The sequence below is a fragment of the Leisingera sp. ANG-M1 genome (genome assembly GCF_000813745.1).
In the GTDB taxonomy this organism is placed as follows: domain Bacteria; phylum Pseudomonadota; class Alphaproteobacteria; order Rhodobacterales; family Rhodobacteraceae; genus Leisingera.
This window is the reverse complement of sequence record NZ_JWLC01000018.1, coordinates 1-16,501: the sequence shown is the minus strand read 5'-3', so window position 1 is coordinate 16,501 and position 16,501 is coordinate 1. Positions and strand designations below refer to the sequence as shown.

Annotated in this window: 16 protein-coding genes, 1 tRNA gene and 2 riboswitches; of the genes, 6 read left to right on the top strand and 11 right to left on the bottom strand. The window is 62.5% G+C overall.

Annotation, left to right across the window (positions count from 1 at the left end; all coding sequences use genetic code 11):
• Positions 1 to 11: 11 nt before the first annotated feature.
• Together RA19_RS15310 and RA19_RS15305 are read right to left on the bottom strand one after the other, a co-directional pair.
• Positions 12 to 1,055 carry a TRAP transporter substrate-binding protein gene (locus RA19_RS15310; protein WP_039134403.1) on the bottom strand — a complete coding sequence of 348 codons (1,044 nt, stop codon included), beginning with the start codon at positions 1,053 to 1,055 and terminating at the stop codon, positions 12 to 14.
• A gap of 325 nt (positions 1,056 to 1,380) precedes the next feature.
• Positions 1,381 to 2,079, bottom strand: a complete 699-nt coding sequence (locus RA19_RS15305; RefSeq protein ID WP_039164120.1) for a fumarylacetoacetate hydrolase family protein — start codon at positions 2,077 to 2,079, stop codon at positions 1,381 to 1,383.
• Between the two features lie 191 nt (positions 2,080 to 2,270).
• Between RA19_RS15305 and RA19_RS15300 the strand changes: the two genes are divergently transcribed.
• Positions 2,271 to 3,290 (top strand): DMT family transporter, encoded by a 1,020-nt coding sequence (locus RA19_RS15300; RefSeq protein ID WP_052261819.1) that lies wholly within the window; start codon positions 2,271 to 2,273, stop codon positions 3,288 to 3,290.
• Between the two features lie 125 nt (positions 3,291 to 3,415).
• On the opposite strand, the gene RA19_RS15295 is transcribed toward RA19_RS15300, so the two are convergent.
• Positions 3,416 to 3,491, bottom strand: a tRNA-Lys gene (locus RA19_RS15295).
• Positions 3,492 to 3,678: 187 nt separating this feature from the next.
• Between RA19_RS15295 and dapF the strand changes: the two genes are divergently transcribed.
• The 4 genes from dapF (at position 3,679) to RA19_RS25855 (ending at position 7,693) form a co-directional block, all read left to right on the top strand.
• A complete protein-coding gene (dapF, locus tag RA19_RS15290; RefSeq protein ID WP_039164118.1) occupies positions 3,679 to 4,521 on the top strand; it encodes a diaminopimelate epimerase in 843 nt (280 codons plus the stop codon).
• Entirely contained in the window at positions 4,518 to 5,780 is a 1,263-nt protein-coding gene (mtaB, locus tag RA19_RS15285) for a tRNA (N(6)-L-threonylcarbamoyladenosine(37)-C(2))-methylthiotransferase MtaB (protein ID WP_039164115.1), read from the top strand. The genes dapF and mtaB overlap by 4 nt, the downstream gene beginning before the upstream one ends.
• A 141-nt stretch (positions 5,781 to 5,921) precedes the next feature.
• The gene (locus tag RA19_RS15280; protein WP_342586087.1) at positions 5,922 to 6,410 is read left to right on the top strand and encodes a glyoxalase superfamily protein; all 489 of its coding nucleotides are present in this window, start codon (positions 5,922 to 5,924) and stop codon (positions 6,408 to 6,410) included.
• 251 nt (positions 6,411 to 6,661) lie between these two features.
• Complete coding sequence (locus RA19_RS25855) at positions 6,662 to 7,693, top strand: calcium-binding protein (RefSeq protein WP_052261818.1); 1,032 nt, start codon at positions 6,662 to 6,664, stop codon at positions 7,691 to 7,693.
• A 185-nt stretch (positions 7,694 to 7,878) separates the two neighbouring features.
• Here RA19_RS25855 and RA19_RS15270 read toward each other — a convergent pair whose 3' ends face one another.
• The 5 genes from RA19_RS15270 to RA19_RS15250 all read right to left on the bottom strand — a co-directional run bounded on the left by RA19_RS15270 (position 7,879) and on the right by RA19_RS15250 (position 12,054).
• Positions 7,879 to 8,664, bottom strand: coding sequence for a cytochrome c1 (locus RA19_RS15270; RefSeq protein ID WP_039164111.1), 786 nt, complete (start codon positions 8,662 to 8,664; stop codon positions 7,879 to 7,881).
• 19 nt (positions 8,665 to 8,683) lie between these two features.
• Positions 8,684 to 10,018: a cytochrome b gene (gene petB / locus RA19_RS15265; RefSeq protein WP_039164109.1), complete on the bottom strand. Its 1,335-nt coding sequence runs from the start codon at positions 10,016 to 10,018 to the stop codon at positions 8,684 to 8,686.
• A gap of 12 nt (positions 10,019 to 10,030) precedes the next feature.
• Entirely contained in the window at positions 10,031 to 10,591 is a 561-nt protein-coding gene (gene petA, locus RA19_RS15260) for a ubiquinol-cytochrome c reductase iron-sulfur subunit (RefSeq protein WP_039164108.1), read from the bottom strand.
• A 213-nt stretch (positions 10,592 to 10,804) separates the two neighbouring features.
• On the bottom strand, positions 10,805 to 11,407 hold the full coding sequence (locus RA19_RS15255) for a glutathione S-transferase (RefSeq protein ID WP_039164107.1): 603 nt from the start codon (positions 11,405 to 11,407) through the stop codon (positions 10,805 to 10,807).
• A gap of 17 nt (positions 11,408 to 11,424) precedes the next feature.
• The gene (locus RA19_RS15250; protein ID WP_039164106.1) at positions 11,425 to 12,054 is read right to left on the bottom strand and encodes an FMN-binding negative transcriptional regulator; all 630 of its coding nucleotides are present in this window, start codon (positions 12,052 to 12,054) and stop codon (positions 11,425 to 11,427) included.
• A gap of 155 nt (positions 12,055 to 12,209) precedes the next feature.
• Positions 12,210 to 12,418, top strand: a riboswitch (FMN riboswitch).
• A 90-nt stretch (positions 12,419 to 12,508) separates the two neighbouring features.
• On the opposite strand from RA19_RS15250, the gene RA19_RS15245 reads away from it, so the two are divergent.
• Positions 12,509 to 12,946, top strand: coding sequence for a 6,7-dimethyl-8-ribityllumazine synthase (locus tag RA19_RS15245; protein ID WP_039164104.1), 438 nt, complete (start codon positions 12,509 to 12,511; stop codon positions 12,944 to 12,946).
• Positions 12,947 to 13,082: 136 nt separating this feature from the next.
• On the opposite strand, the gene RA19_RS15240 is transcribed toward RA19_RS15245, so the two are convergent.
• The 3 genes from RA19_RS15240 to thiB are packed head-to-tail and all read right to left on the bottom strand — an operon-like array spanning position 13,083 to position 16,277.
• Complete coding sequence (locus RA19_RS15240; protein WP_039164387.1) at positions 13,083 to 13,781, bottom strand: thiamine ABC transporter ATP-binding protein; 699 nt, start codon at positions 13,779 to 13,781, stop codon at positions 13,083 to 13,085.
• Positions 13,768 to 15,324, bottom strand: coding sequence for a thiamine/thiamine pyrophosphate ABC transporter permease ThiP (locus RA19_RS15235; RefSeq protein ID WP_039164102.1), 1,557 nt, complete (start codon positions 15,322 to 15,324; stop codon positions 13,768 to 13,770). The genes RA19_RS15240 and RA19_RS15235 overlap by 14 nt, the downstream gene beginning before the upstream one ends.
• Positions 15,300 to 16,277 (bottom strand): thiamine ABC transporter substrate binding subunit, encoded by a 978-nt coding sequence (gene thiB / locus RA19_RS15230; protein WP_039164100.1) that lies wholly within the window; start codon positions 16,275 to 16,277, stop codon positions 15,300 to 15,302. The genes RA19_RS15235 and thiB overlap by 25 nt, the downstream gene beginning before the upstream one ends.
• A 32-nt stretch (positions 16,278 to 16,309) precedes the next feature.
• Positions 16,310 to 16,401, bottom strand: a riboswitch (TPP riboswitch).
• Between the last annotated feature and the right edge of the window lie 100 nt (positions 16,402 to 16,501).

Sequence of the window (16,501 nt, the reverse complement as noted above, 5' to 3'; positions counted from 1 at the left end):
ATCAAAACGCCTTACTGATACTGCGGCGTGTATTTCTCGATCAGGCCGCTGGCCTCTTCGATCAGTGCGGCACCGTCGATGCCTTTTTCGTTCATGTCAGCGATCCACTTGTCATAGATCGGCTGCGCACGCTCGCGCCACAGGGCGGTCTGCTCGGCGTCCAGGGTGATGACGTTGTTGCCCAGATCCAGCGCCATTTCGCGCGAGGGGCCGTCGGAATCCGCCTGGGTGCCGCCGGCAAAGACCGAGAACTCCAGACCGGAGTTGTCGTCGATGGCCTTCTTCAAGTCATCCGGCAGGCTTTCGTACTTGTCCTTGTTCATCGCCAGCACGAAGGTCAGGGTATACAGCGCCTTGCCAGTGAACTCGGTGTGGTTTTCGACCAGTTCCGGAACCTTCAGCGCCGCGGTCACTTCCCACGGGATGGTGGTGCCGTCGATCACACCTTTGGACAGGCCTTCCGGAACCGCCGGAACCGGCATGCCAACCGGGGTTGCACCCAGTTCGGTCAGCAGCGCGTTGACCGAGCGGCCGCCACCGCGGATTTTCATGCCTTCCAGATCTTCAGGCGCTTCCACCGGGTCCGAAGTGTGGATCATGCCGGGTCCGTGCACCCAGGTGCCCAGGATGTGCACATCCTTGAACTCGGTGTCCTTCATGTGCTTTTCGAACATTTCCCAATAGGCATGCGACACCGCGCGTGCGTTGGTCATCATGAAGGGCAGTTCGAACACTTCGGTCGAAGGATAGCGGCCCGGGGTATAGCCGACCACGGTCCAGACAACATCCGCCACGCCATCAATGGCCTGGTCCATCAGCTCCGGCGGCTTGCCGCCCAGCTGCATCGACGGGAACCGGTCGACCTTGATGCGCCCGCCCGAGGATTCCTCGACGTTATCGGCCCAGACATCCAGGATCAGCTTCGGCACATTGGCCTGCGCCGGCAGGAACTGGTGCAGTTTCAGGGTGACTTCCTGGGCAAATGCCGGTGCCGCGCACATCGCTGCGACGGCTGCCGCGCCTACAGCGCCCAGTAGCTTTCTCCGAGTGGTCATGTCGTCCTCCCTTTGACCTATTCACTTGCCGGGCTTCCACTCTGCGCAACATTGCTGCAGCACCCGGCCAAAATCTTTCCGTTTCTGCCGTCAGAGCCCCGTTTCAGGTTCATTTAACGAACCGCGTGCATCTCTGCTATTAGGTGCGTTTGTAACTATCAACAGCAGATTATGCATTTTTCACTCATGAAATACGCCTGCAAATGAGGTCTGCAGACAAATTCACAAGATTATATGTTACGAAGCCCCCCGCATTTACACCCAAATTGATACATATCGAATCGGCCATATGGCAACAACAATCGTGACGGCCGACCGCCTTGCGTCATTCCGCAGCAGTCAGGGACAGCCCGACCGGTTCCAGCCCGTCAACACCGCCGCGCATGCGGTCGCCGCCTTGCACCGGTCCCACCCCTGCCGGTGTTCCGGTCAGAATCACATCCCCAGGCCGCAAGTGGTAATAGCCTGAAAGGTGGCAGATGATTTCCTCCACAGACCAAATCATCTCGTCCAGCGAGGCATCCTGGCGGATCTCGCCGTTCACCTCCAGCCAGATCCGCTGCCCCGCGGGACTGCCCCAGTCCGCGGCCCGGGTCAACGGCGCCAGCACCGTGCCATTCTCCAGATCCTTGCCCAGATCCCAGGGCCGCTGCTTCTGCCGCTCGCGGATCTGCAAATCGCGCCGCGTCATGTCCAGCGCGCAGCAATAGCCAAAGACAGAAGCCTGCGCCGCCTCGGGCGAAGCCCGGAAGACCGGCGCGCCAATGGCCACCGCCAGCTCCATTTCGTAATGGAAGTTCTCGGTCCCCGGCGGATAGGGCACAACTGTGTCTGTCAGAACCGCGTTGGCCGCTGCCTTGGTGAAATAGAACGGCGCCTCCCGGTCCACTTCATTGCCCATCTCGGCGGCATGGGCGGCATAGTTGCGCCCGACACAGAAAACCCGTCCCACAGGATAGCCTGCAGTTTCCCCCTGCACCGGAATCACCGGCGCCTGCGGCAATGCAAACAGAGCCTCACCCATCTGAATATCTCCTTTCGCCTGGCTTTCCTCCAACTCAGACCTGCAAAGCCAGCCCCTGTAAACCCCGCTTCAGTTCGGTAACGGTTTGAATTTTCATACCCATGCGCTTGCCAGCGACGCTGTTGTCGCAGTTCCGCCAGAAGCCGCCGCCTTCTCAGGCAGCCTGTTCCTCCAACACGAGGAGTCGCGCGATGGCTGTCACAGAAGCAAACACACCGGAATTTGCCCCGCAGGCACCCCAGGTGCAGGACGCCCCCGATTCCCGGCCCGTGGCCGGGATTTTGTTCCTGCTTCTGGCCACCACCCTGTTTCCGATTCAGGACGTGATCATCAAAAGCCTCAGCGGCGGCTATGCGGTGCATCAGATCGTGTTCTGGCGCGGCGTCTTTGCGCTGCCGATCGTGGCTGCCATTGCCTGGCTCGACGGCACCCTCTGGCCGCTGCGGCTGGGCTCGATCCCGCTGCAGCTCCTGCGGGCTGCTGCCGGCTTCAGCTCCTACCTGGTCTATTACATGGCCCTGGCCGCCATCGGCCTGGCCGAGACCGCCGCCATCACCTTCTCCACCCCGATCTTTGTCACCATGCTGGCCACTGTCTTCCTGGGCGAAAAGATCGGCCTGTTCCGCTGGTTTGCCGTCTTCATCGGCCTGGCCGGTGTTCTGGTGATCGTGCAGCCCGGCGCCGGAGTGTTCGAGCCCGCAGCGGTTCTCGCCCTTCTTGCGGCCGTTGCCTATGCGGTCTCGATCATCACCACCCGTAAACTGGGCAAGCGCACCAACGGCGGCTCCATGACTCTGTTTACATTGGTGTTCTTCATCACCGCAGGGGCCGTCCTCGGCCTGATATTCTCAAATCTGCAGACCGAATCCCCGCACCCCAGCCTCGCCTTCCTTTACCGCGAGTGGGCCGCCCCCAGCCAGCGCGACTGGCTGTTGCTGCTAGCGCTTGGCGGCATCTCGGGCGTCGGCTTCTTTGCGCTCTCCCAAGCCTACCGGCTGGCCGAGGCCTCGGTGGTCACCCCGTTTGAATACACCTACCTGCCGTGGTCCGTGTTCTGGGGCTGGATGATCTTTGGCAGCCTGCCCGGCATGGCCACCTGGATCGGCCTGTCGATGATCGTCGGCGCCGGCCTGCTGATCGTCTTCCGCGAAGCCGTCAAAGGCCGCCGCCTGGTCCGCCGCAAGGGCCTCGGCATCCTGCGCCAGCGCTGAGGCAAACACGGGCAGGCCCGCGGGCCTGCTCCCTTTCGCCGGACAAAACACGGCAGCTGCCGGTCCAAGCGCGATTCCCCAACGGGGATCAGATGCTTATCAATTTCAGTGGATTTTGGAGGAAGTGGTGAGCCGTGCAGGATTCGAACCTGCGACCCACTGATTAAAAGTCAGTTGCTCTACCAACTGAGCTAACGGCCCACTTCTTCGTTGCTGTCTAAGTGTTTTTCCCAGAGGGTTCAAGCACTTATTTCGCTTCGGAACTGCTTGGCAGCGTGTGTCTCGCTGTCCCGATAGGCGGCGTATCTAGGGCCAGTACGTCAGAGGGTCAACCCCTTTTTTCAACTTTTCTCACCGAAGGCTGGATTCATTTCTGTGCCGGGTCTATATGCCCGCCATGAGCACCAAGGCAGATACCGCACTCCCCTTCATGAAGATGCATGGGCTGGGCAACGACTTCGTCGTTGTTGACGCGCGCGCGCAGGATATTGCCATTACTCCGGCAATGGCCAAGGGAATCGCGCACCGTCAATTCGGCGTCGGCTTCGACCAGCTGACCGTGATATCAAACGGCACGGGCGACGCGCATCTGACCTTCTACAACGCTGACGGTTCCACCTCCGGCGCCTGCGGCAATGCTACCCGATGCATTGCCCGCCACCTGATCCTGGAAAGCGGCAAGCCTGAGCTGCACCTGACCACCGACCGCGGCGACCTGTTTGCCCGCGATGCCGGCAACGGGCTCACTTCGGTCAATATGGGCGCACCGCAGCTTGACTGGCAGGACATCCCGCTGGCTGAAGAGATGGACACGCTGGAGCTGCCGATCGAGGGCGCCCCGACCGCCACAGGCATGGGCAACCCCCATTGCACCTTCTTTGTCGAGGATGCCGAGCTGATCCCGCTGGCAGAATTCGGCCCCCGCTATGAACACCATCCGCTTTATCCGCAGCGCACCAATGTGCAGGTCGCCCAGGTGACCGGCCCCGACCGCATCCGCATGCGCGTCTGGGAGCGCGGTGTAGGCGTCACGCTGGCTTCCGGCTCCTCCTCCTGCGCAACAGCCGTTGCCGCGGCACGGCGCGGGCTGACAGGCCGCAAGGTGCAGGTGGATCTGGACGGCGGCACCCTTTGGATCGACTGGGCAGAGGATGGCGTCTGGATGACCGGCCCCACCATGCATGTTTTCGACGGCAGCTTCACCCGCGAATTCCTGGAGTCGCTGGGATGAACGCACCCAAATTCACCACCCTTGGCTGCCGCCTCAACGCCTATGAAACCGAGGCGATGAAGGAGCTGAGCCAGCAGGCAGGCCTGGAGAACGCCGTGGTGGTGAACACCTGCGCCGTGACGGCAGAGGCCGTGCGCAAGGCGCGTCAGGAAATCCGCAAGCTGCGCCGCGAAAATCCGGAAGCGCCGATCATCGTCACCGGCTGCGCCGCCCAGACCGAGCCGGAAACCTTCGCCGCGATGGAAGAAGTCACCCGCGTTATCGGCAACACCGAAAAAATGCAGCCGCAAACCTGGCAGGACATCGCCAAAGGCCCTGATTTCATCGGAACCACCGAAAAGGTTCAGGTCGACGACATCATGTCGGTGACCGAGACCGCAGGCCATCTGATCGATGGCTTCGGCACCCGCAGCCGTGCCTATGTTCAGGTCCAGAACGGCTGCGACCACCGCTGCACCTTCTGCATCATCCCCTATGGCCGCGGCAACTCCCGCTCGGTGCCCGCAGGCGTAGTGATCGACCAGATCAAGCGGCTGGTGGACAAAGGCTATAACGAGGTGGTGCTGACCGGCGTGGACCTCACCTCCTGGGGCGCTGACCTGCCCGCCCAGCCGCGCTTGGGCGATCTGGTGATGCGGATCCTGAAACTGGTGCCGGACCTGCCCCGCCTGCGCATCTCCTCCATCGATTCGATCGAGGCGGACGACAACCTGATGCAGGCCATCGCCACCGAGCCGCGCTTGATGCCGCATCTGCACCTGTCGTTGCAGCACGGCGATGATCTGATCCTGAAACGCATGGCCCGCCGCCACCTGCGCGACGATGCCATCGCTTTCTGCGAAGAAGCCCGCCGCCTGCGCCCGGAAATGACCTTTGGCGCCGACATCATCGCAGGCTTCCCGACCGAAACCGATGCTCATTTCGAGAACTCTCTGAAGCTGGTTACCGACTGCGGCCTGACCTGGCTGCATGTGTTCCCCTACTCCAAACGCGAAGGCACCCCGGCCGCCAAGATTCCCAATCAAGTGAACGGCAACGTCATCAAGGACCGCGCCGCCCGCCTGCGCGCCGCCGGTGACGCCCAGGTGGAACGGCATTTGGCTGAACAGATCGGCCGGACCCACCGCATCCTGATGGAAAACCCGCATATGGGCCGCACCGAGCAATTCACCGAGGTGAGTTTTGCCGCAGCCCAGGAGGAAGGCCGCATCGTCACTGCAGCGATCACCGGCCGCGCTGGAAGCCAGCTCACTGCCTGAAGCGGACCGGAGTTGCTTTGTTAACCCCATCCCGATAAAGATCGCGGTACAGGTCCCGGATACCTGCCGCTCGCGGCCTTCGGCCATGGTGAAATCCGGACAAGGATCTTTCCTGACGCCTGGGTGCACGCCCGGATAGCAATGCGAGCCCTATCTGCATCGGCAACCGCACCCGTTGCGAAAGGCAGACCTATGCAGACTCAATCACCGCTCCCCTCTGTGTCCCAGTTAAAGGCCGAAGCGCGCCTCTTGCGCAGAGAAACGCAAAACCAGGGCCGCCCTGTCAGCCACAGCGCCGCCCTGGAGCGGATCGCCGAATACTACGGGTTCCGCGACTGGAACACGCTGCGCGCCCGCGCATCAGCAATGAAAGCGCTGCAGATCGGCATGCAGGTCGAAGGCCGCTACCTTGGCCAGCCTTTCACCGGCGTTGTGCACGGCCTTGCCGCTTGCGGCAGCCGGGGCCATCAGCGGATCACGCTGCAGTTCACCCGCCCGGTCGACGTCGTCCGGTTTGAGAGCTTTTCGTCCTGGCGGCAGCGGGTCTCTGCGGTAATCACCGCCTGCGGCCGCTCGCCGCAAAAAACCTCGGACGGCCAGCCGCAGCTGGTGGTCGGCCCCCGCGCCTGAAAGCTGCTGGTTTGCCGCAGGACCATCACTCCTGCGGCGCGGACGCGCTTTTAGATGCAGCGGAGCAGCAGACCTTCAAAGCTGCTCCCTGCAGCCGAAAACTACCGTCAAACACCGCCTGCCATTAACACTTTGTTTGCCAAGCCCGCACCAAGGTTCTGCATTGCAGCCCAAACAGAATGTTAGAGGGAAAAGTGATGGCAACCATCAGATTGAGCGGAAATTTTGACACGGATTTCCTAGACTTGGGTATGGCAGCAGGCAGTTCGCCCCTGGACCCTGAAACGGGCCGCCTTGTCGCAAACACCAATACGGATTGGAGCGCCACGGGTTTCAGTGCCTTGGCAACAATTGAACAGACGGCAGGCGGCAGCCAGATTGTCACGGCGTTTGAATACAGTTTTGCGCCCGAAGATATGCCGGAAGACGCTAAAACCTTTCAGATTTCCGGTATCAGCATTCCAGTTGAAGAGTTCAACAAGATGTCCAACGCCGCCTTGTTGGACTTCCAGAATTTTCTAACCACACATAGCTTTCTTGAGGGCGGAACAGTGTCCCCTGGATTGTCGGTTTTCGGCGGCGCCGGCGCCGATACCTTCACGCTCTTTGGCGATGACGACTTGCTTTCGGGGAACGACATATTCCGGATGGGACGCGGAAATGACTTTGCCTATGGCATGGACGGCAATGACACCCTGATTGGCGGCCGGGGCGACGACGAACTGATCGGCGGCGAAGGGCATGACCGACTCAACGGCGGCAGCGGCGACGACACGCTGAGCGCAGGCGCGGGTGATGACTTGCTGAAAGGCAAGACCGGCAGCGATATCCTCCTGTCCAGCACGGGCAGCGACACGCTTTATGGCGGCAAAGGCAACGATGTCCTGGCCGTTCAGTCCTACGCAGGATCGGGGGACCACATTTTGCATGGCGGCCGCGGCCGTGACTTCCTGTGGGGCGGTGAGGGCGGCGATGACATGCTCACCGGCGGTTTTGGCGCGGACACGTTCTTCTTTGATGACGGAATGGGAGACGACACCATCACCGACTTCAACCTGGCCCGCGACACGCTTTGGCTGCACCCGGATCTCGGCATCACAGCAGGCGGCCTTGCAGAAGTTGCGCAAACCAAGGATGGCAGCACCGTGCTGGATTTCGGCAGCGGCGGCAGCATCACGCTGGCCGGCGTCACAGACCTGGAAGCGCTGGCAAGCAGCACGATGACCGGCAACGGCGGCAGCGCGGTCTCTTTCTGGGAACCAAGCGTATACTTTCTGTTCTGAACGGCATAGCAGCAACGGTCGGCGAAGCCTTCCGGGGCCAATAAACCACCCCCGGCATCTTCAAGTTGCAAACTTGCCGGGGACATCTCCGGAAACGCTGCAGGCAAACTGCCCCTCAAAGAAAAGACCCCTGCAGATCACTGCAGGGGTCTCATCAGAATAGCTTGTAACATCCGGACCGGATATCAGTCTTTGCCTTTGTGCGGCGCCCACAGGCGCTTGTTGGTCAGATACAGCAGAACCGACAGCAGGGTCAGGAACAGCACGCCGACAAAACCGGCCTGCTTGCGTGCCATCATCTTGGGCTCGGCGGTCCACATCAGGAAGGCCGCGACGTCCTGCGACATGGAGTCCACGTCGTTGGCGTGGCCGTCAGCAAACTCCACCTGCTCATCCGACAGCGGCGGCGCCATTGAGATCCAGCCGCCCGGGAAGGCAGTGTTCTCATAGAAGATGGTGCCCGCTTCTTCCTTCTCGTTGCCGGTGTAGCCAGCCATCAGCGAGGCGATGTACTCGGCACCGCCCATGCCTTTGAACAGCTGGTTCAGACCCAGGCCGTAGGGCCCGTGGAAACCTGCACGCGCCTTGGCCATCATGCTGAGGTCCGGGGCGCCGGCATTGTTGTTTTCCGGGAAGAAGTCGACCGGCTTGGCCGGGCGGTCCTCATCCAGTTCCGGATCATAGACGCTGAAGTTGTCAGCCGCGTAGGCACGCACCTGATCTTCCGGCATCTGCGGGCCGCCCTCGTCGGACAGGGTGCGGATCGGCACCAGCTTCAGCCCGTGGCAGGCTGCGCAGACTTCGGTGTAGATCTGCAGGCCGCGCTGCAGCTGGTTGCGGTCATAGGCGCCGAACGGACCCTCAAACGAGAAGTCGTAATCTTCGACATGGCCTGCCCCGCCTGCTGCGAAGGACGCAGCAGGGATCAGGGCCAGAGCGAAGGCGGCACCGGTTGCCAGTTTCTTGAACATTGCTAGGTGTTCCTTCTTCTTACTCGGCGGGAGTGGCTTCAGCAGAAGACTTCTTGCCGTAGTGGGCTTCGAAATCCTCTTCGATGGTTGCCGGCTGTGCCAGCGGCTTCTCGATCACGCCCAGCAGCGGCAGGATCACGAAGAAGTAGCCGAACCAGTAGGCCGATGCGATCAGCGAGAACGATGCATAGGGCTCTTCCGCCGGCATCGCGCCCAGCCACATCAGGGCAAAGAAGTCCACGACCAGCAGTGCAAACCACCACTTGAACATCGGACGGTAGCGGCCCGAACGGACGCGCGAGGTGTCCAGCCAGGGCGCCAGCGCCATGGCCAGGATCGCGCCGAACATGGCGATCACGCCGAAGAACTTCGCGTCGATGATGCCGCCGGTGATGAAGGAGGCGAACTGCACAACCCAGACTTCCGAGGTGAAAGCACGCAGGATCGCGTAGAACGGCAGGAAGTACCATTCCGGAACGATGTGCGCCGGGGTCACCAGCGGGTTGGCTTCAATGTAGTTGTCCGGGTGGCCCAGGTAGTTCGGCATGAAGCCGACAATCGCCCAGAACACAACCAGCACAACGGCCAGGCCCAGGAAGTCCTTGATCACGAAGTACGGCCAGAACGGCAGGGTGTCTTTCTCGGCTTCGGCTTTCGAACCTTTACGGACATCAACACCGGTCGGGTTGTTGTTGCCGGTGGTGTGGAAAGCCCAGATGTGCACGATGACCAGCGCTGCGATCACGAAGGGCAGCAGGTAGTGCAGCGAGAAGAAGCGGTTCAGGGTGGCGTTGTCCACCGCCGGTCCGCCCAGCAGCCAGGTCTGGATCGCTTCGCCGATGAACGGGATCGCGCCGAACAGGCCAGTGATGACGGTGGCGCCCCAGAAGGACATCTGGCCCCACGGCAGCACGTAGCCCATGAAGGCGGTGCCCATCATCATCAGGTAGATCAGCATGCCGATGATCCAGGTGACTTCGCGGGGCGCCTTGTAGGAGCCGTAGTACAGACCGCGGAAGATGTGGATATAGACAGCAACAAAGAACAGCGACGCGCCGTTCATATGCAGGTAGCGCAGCATATGGCCGCCGTTCACGTCGCGCATGATGTGCTCGACGGATGCGAATGCCAGGTCAACATGCGGCGTGTAGTGCATCACCAGGACGATGCCGGTGACGATTTGCAGCGCCAGGCAGAATGCCAGGACGATGCCCCAGATCCACCACCAGTTCAGGTTCTTGGGGGTGGGGATCATGATGGTGTCATAGATCAGGCCGACGATGGGCAGGCGGCTGTGCAGCCACTTTTCTGCGCCTGTCTTCGGCTCGTAATGGTCGTGCGGAATACCGGACATGAGCGCGTTTCCTTATCCCAGCTTGATGGTGTTGGCGTCGGTGAACTCAGCCACCGGCACGTGCAGGTTCTCAGGCGCCGGGCCTTTGCGGATACGGCCAGCAGTGTCGTAGTGCGAGCCGTGGCAGGGGCAGAACCAGCCGTTGAATTCGCCGGCGCCGTCGCCAAGCGGCACACAGCCCAGGTGGGTGCAGACACCCATCATCACCAGCCATTCGCCGGCTTCATCCATGGTGCGGTTGACGTCGGCCGCATCGGTGCCCGGCTTGTTCGGGTTTTCCGACCGCGGGTCGATCAGCTCGGACAGTTCCACGGCCCGGGCTTCTTCGATCTCTTCCGGGGTGCGGCGGCGGATGAACACCGGCTTGCCCAGGAACATGACGGAGATCTGAGTGCCAACTTCCACGCCGCTGACATCGACCAGGATCGAGGACAGCGCTTTCACGTCGGCGGAGGGGTTCATCTGGTTGACCAGGGGCCATACGGCGGCACCCGCGGTCACTGCCCCGGCGCCGGCAGTGGCGTAGTAGAGGAAATCTCTCCGGGTTCCTTCGTTGTCTTCTGCGTGGGACACGAGGTTTTCTCCAATTCCAGCGCCCGTTTAGGGCAAACATGCGCATGCACCGCGATTTCTCGCAGTGACTCAGGCGCGTGTCTAGCGGGGAGAATTGCATTCGTCCAGCGGTCATAGGCGCGCAGAAAGCCGCAACGGGTCATTTCTGTTACGCCTGTGTGACAGTGCCGCACCCATGTCGGTGCGGCAGCTGCCGTTTTCAAGGGGCAGGCCTCAGCCTGCCGGCGGTTTGGTCGCCTGCATCGACGGGCGCGAATCAAATTCCGCAAACCAGCCCGCCAGCGCCTCGTTGCCTTGCCGCCAGCCGGCATCGGGATGCCGGAAATCCACATAGGCCAGCGCGCAGGCTACCGAAATCTGCCCCATGTCCAGCGGCCCCTGCAGATGGCTCATCCAGCGCGCATTGAGCGCCGCGCAGCCGCCCAGCACCTTGCCGCGCTGCGCCGCAAGCCACTCATCCCACTGTTTTTCCTCGGGCCGCAGCCGTTTCTCATAAGACATGGCAACCGCCGCATCCATGACCCCGTCGCCGGTGGCTTCCAGCAGTTTCGTATCCCAGCCGCCGCCATACAGCCGGCCGCCCGCCCGCTCATCCAGAAAGGCGCATATCACCCGGCTGTCATATAGCGTCGGCCCGTCGCCGCGTTCCAGCGCCGGGATCTTGGCCAGCGGGTTGCTGGCCTGCAGATCGTTGTCAGGTGCCAGCGGCGTGGTTGCCACATCGTGGATCTCCACCGAATCGAGCTGTCCGGTCTCGTGCAGTAAGACCGTGACCTTGCGCACAAACGGCGATGCCGCCGCATAAAAAAGCTTCATTGAAAATCCTCCGCAATTTATCCCTCAGCCGCCACCCGTGCCGCGCGCATCAGTCTGGCCAGCTCATTCAGCTCCGAACCAACGCCGCCTGAAATGGCTTCGGCGGCCCCGGCACGGGCGGCCTCCGTTTTATTCTGGCTCAACTTCCAGGTGCCATCCACCCCCGTAATCCGCAGCCGCGCCGGCACGATCATCCGCATCATCCGCGCCAGCGCCTCCGGATTCATCTTGCTGGTGGTCCAGGGCGGTTTCGGCCCCAGCCGCGCCTCGAAGAATGCCGACTGCCGGTCCAGCAGATCCAGCAATTCCGAATCCGGGCGCAGCTCCAGCTCACCGGTCAGATGCACCGCAACATAATTCCAGGTCGGCACCTGGTCCGGCACCCCGTACCAGTCCGGCGACACATAGCCGTCAGGCCCGCCCACAGCGATCCGGGCCGGTTTGGTCTCTTTCAGCGCCCGCACGATCGGATTCGAGCGCACCAGATGCAGGTCCGCCCATTCCCCGCTCTCAGACAGCAGGAACGGCACATGGCTGATCAGCGGCGCCGCGTCCGAGGACACCGCCAGCACCCCGAATCCGCGGTCACGGGCAAAGCCCAGGTTCTGCGCCGTTTCGGCGTCGTGGAAAATCGGGTTCGGGTGCATGCTCTCTCTCCTTTGCCTGCGTTACTTGTGAAAGCCCGTGCCTGCGCTGGAAAGGTCCAATTCTCTTCGCCTGAGCAATACCAATCCCGCATCGCCGCTGATTGAAGACAGCGTTTTTCTTCTCTTGAAATCGACCTTCCGGCGCGGCAATGTCCGGCTGTTCTCAGGGCGGGGCGGAATTCCCCACCGGCGGTAAACGGGCATGTCCCCGTAAGCCCGCGAGCGGCTTCTGCGTTTGACGCATCCACAGCCCGGAAATCGGGATCCGGTTTTCGGACCGAGCTGTGGGGCCAACAAAGAAGTGTCAGCAGATCTGGTGCAACTCCAGAGCCGACGGTCACAGTCCGGATGGAAGAGAACGTGCGTCAGGACCGCTTTGGGCTCTCCAGCTCTGCGCGCGCCTGCCGTTCGTGATCGCCTTGGGTGACGTGTCAGAGCCAAAGGAGATTACGAGATGACACACACCCGCTTTGCCTTCATCAAGGCGCAATGGCATGCCGATATTGTCGACCGAGCGCTGGAAGGGTTTCAGGAGCTGATCCCGGCCGGGCAGATCGACGTCTTCGACGTTCCCGGCGCGTTCGAGATGCCGCTCCTGGCGCAGGAGCTGGCCAAAACCGGCAAATACGCCGCCGTGGCCTGCGCTGCGCTTGTCGTGGACGGCGGCATCTACCGGCATGATTTTGTGGCCCAGGCCGTGGTCGACGGGCTGATGCGTGCCGGGATGGATACAGACGTGCCGGTGCTTTCGGTCTCGCTGACCCCGCACCATTTCCAGGAAACCGAGCATCACATTGCCATCTACCGCGCGCATTTCGTGCAGAAAGGCCGCGAAGCCGCCAATGCTGCGCTGATGATCACCAAGACGCGGGAAGCAGCGCTGTCCACCTAAGAGTGCCGCCTGCCGGGCTCTCCCGTTGCAGGTGCCTTTCAAACAGCGTGACGCACATCTAAGACTCTGTTAATTAAAGGGGTTTCGCTACGAAACCCCTTTTCATTTACGCTTTGGGATTGCATCGCCGCCGGGGTCAGGCGCTTCCCAAATACGCCTTCAGCGCCGGCGGCGGGTTGTCCAGCAGCTCCGCCGCCGGCTGCGGCTGGTGCGCCTTGCCTTCCGCCACCAGCACCACCTGATCGGCGATCCGGCGGGCGTCGCCCGGATCGTGGCTTACCATCAGCACCGTTGCACCGCTTTCCCGTGCAAGGTCCGCGACCAGATCCAGCATCTCCGCTTTCAAAGCCGGGCCGAGGGCGGCAAAGGGCTCATCCAGCAGCAGGATATCCCGCCCCTGCACCAGCACCCGGGCCAAAGCCACCCGGCTTTGCTGCCCGCCGGAAAGCGCCGCGGGCTTGCGGCTGCCCATGCCTTCCAGCCCCACGCGCTGCAAAGCCTCATCCACACGGCGCCACTCTGCATCAGCCAGCCGCAGGTTTGCATTGATGCCAAGCGCCACATTCTGCGCCGCGGTCAGATGCGGAAACAGGTTGCCGTCCTGAAACAGCATCGCAACCGGGCGCTTGCCGGGCTGCGCGCGGGTCAGGTCCGAACCGTTCCAGCTGACCCGCCCCCGGCTCAGAGGCAGAAAACCGGCAATTGCCTCGATCAGCGTCGACTTGCCGGCGCCGGAAGGCCCGATCACCGCTGCGCAGACACCAGGCGCCACCGCCAGGTCCGCCTCCACGGCGAAGCCGCCATTCATAATCCGGCAGTTTTCAAGCTTCAGCATGCCAGCGCCCTCCGCGGTCCAGGATCCAGAACGCCCCCATCGAGAGCACAAGCAGCAGCAGCGCCGCGCCCGCCGCCGCCTCCATCCGGTACGCCCCCATCAAACGGTAGATCTGTAAAGGCAAGGTTGCGAAATCGGGATCGGCAAACAGCGCCACCACACCGAGGTCTCCCATCGACAAAGCCGCCGCCAGCCCGGCAGCAAACCCCGTCTGCGCCCGCATCCGGGGCAAATAGACATGGCGCACAAAAGCCCAGCCCTGCATATCCAGCGACAGCGACAGGCGGCCATAGCGCCCCAGCACCTCCCGCGCCCGGGGCACCAGGATGCGCATGGCAAAGGGCAGCGCCATCACCGCATTGACCAGCGCTGTCACCGGCAGGGCCAGCGCAAAAGGATCGGCAATCGGATAGATCACGATGAACAGCCCGGTGCCGATCACCAATGGCGAGGCGGCAAGCCCCAGAATGCCTGCCAGTTCCGTCATACCGTTGCGCCCGGCCGCCACCGCTGCCGCCATCGGCAAGGCCAGGCCCAGCAGAATCACTGTGCTGATACCTGCAACCAGAATGGAATTCCCAGCCGCTTGCCAGACCGTGCTCTTCAACGCCGTCAGCCCGGGCAGCCCTGCCAGCACAATCGCCGCCAGCGGCAGCAGCAGGAACGCCGCAGACAGGGAAATCCAAAATCCATCCAAACAGCGCGCCAAACCGCCCTGCGCGTCCCAGCGCCGCACTGCGCGGTCCAGCCCGGTGCCAAACCCTTCGCCTGCGGATACCCGCAGCGCAACCATCGCAGCCGCGCCGGTCAGCACCAGCTGCAGGCCCGACAGCAGTGCCGCGCGGCCCAGGTCGAAATCAAAGCGGAACGCCTGATAGATGGCGAGCTCAATGGTCGTGGCCCGCGGCCCGCCGCCCAGAGTCAGCGCCACCGCAAAACTCGACAGGCAAATGGCAAAGACCACAGCCAGGGCCCCTGGCGCCACCCGCCACAGCATCGGCGCCTCCAGCAGCCGCCACATCGCCAGCGGCCCCGCATCCAGCTGCGCCGCCAGGCGGAAGCGCTCGGCCGGGATCTCCTGCCAGCCCTGCAGGATCAGCCGGGTTGCCAGCGGCAGGTTGAAGAAGACATGCGCCAGCACCACGCCGTGCAGCCCATAGATCTGTACAGGCTCTAACCCGACGGAAATCAGGCCCTGGCTCAGCCATCCGGCCCGGCCAAAGACTGCCAGCAGGCCAAGAATGGCGACGATAACAGGCAGAATAAAAGGCGCGCCCATAAGCGCAATCAGAAGACTCCGCCCCGGGAAGCGCCGCCGCGCCAGCGCGCGGGCGACGGGAATAGCAAGACCCACGCTCAGCAGCGCGGACAGGCTCGCCTGTGTCAGCGTGAACCGCAGCGCTACCCAGTCGCTGGCGGCAAACCCGGTACCGGCCTCAGCCCGGACAGCAACAGCCGCAAGGGTCCCCAGGATCAGCGCAGCGACGAGCAGGGCCGCGCCAATCCCGGGAAACGCGCTTACTGGCTGAGCGCGTCCAGCCATTCGCCCAGCGCCGCATCACGGACTTCAGCAGCCTCAGTCTCACTCAGCAGCAGCGACTTGCCGGGCTGCACCAGGGTTTCAAACCCCTCCGGCAGACCTGCAGCCGGGGTCACGGCAGGGTACATCCAGTTGGTGGTCGGAATGATCGACTGGAACGTATCCGACACCATGAAGGCCAGGAACTGATCCGCCAGCTCCGGCTGATCGGAACCCGCCAATTTGCCGGCAACCTCCACCTGCATGTAATGGCCCTCATCAAAGGAGGCCGCCGCCTTGGAGGAATCTTCCTCGGCAATCAGGTGATAGGCAGGCGAGGTGGTGTAGGAGAGCACCATGTCGGCCTCGCCTTCCAGGAACATGCCATAAGCCTCGGACCAGCCCTTGGTCACGGTCACGACATTGTCCGACAGACCTTTCCAGATTTCGGGAGCCTCATCGCCATAAGCCGCCTTGACCCACAAAAGCAGACCCAGACCAGGGGTCGAGGAGCGCGGGTCCTGGATCACGATTTTCTTGTCCGAAGCCGCCAGCGCCTTGAAATCGGCCGGCGCAGCTGCATCGGCGTTGTGGACAAAGGCGAAATAGCCCCAGTCATACGGCACAAAGGTCGCGTCGTTCCATTCCACCGGCAGCGCATAGTCGGCGCTGACGGCGTGATCGGCAAACAACCCGGTTTCCTTGGCCGCCGCAGTCAGGTTGGTGTCCAGACCCAGCACCACGTCAGCATCCGAACGCGCGCCTTCCAGCTTGACCCGCGCCAGCAGCGCCGCGCCGTCACCCGCGCCAACCAGTTTCAGGTCGCAGCCGCAGGTTTCTTCAAAGGCCTTCTCCACTGCCGGGCCCGGCCCCCAGTCGGAGACAAAGCTGTCATAGGTGTAAACGACCAGTTCGGGCGTTTCGGCAAAAGCCGCCGTTGCGCCGAGCAGTCCCGCTGCAAATGCAAGATGTTTCATGGCATCCTCCTTTGCGGCTTTGGGCAAGGGTGGAATGCGTCCAGTACCTTCCCTCCGCCGGTGTGAGCCGGTTCAGGTTCAACGGGTGTTTTCTCAGCGCCGGTGCGCACCCCGAGGTGGCGCGGACCATAGGGTTTTCGGCAGGGAAACACAAGCAATGCCCCCGCTTGGCCTTGCATGAAGGAGAATCTGGACTGCCCCCGCCCCGCCTCAACCGAATCCGG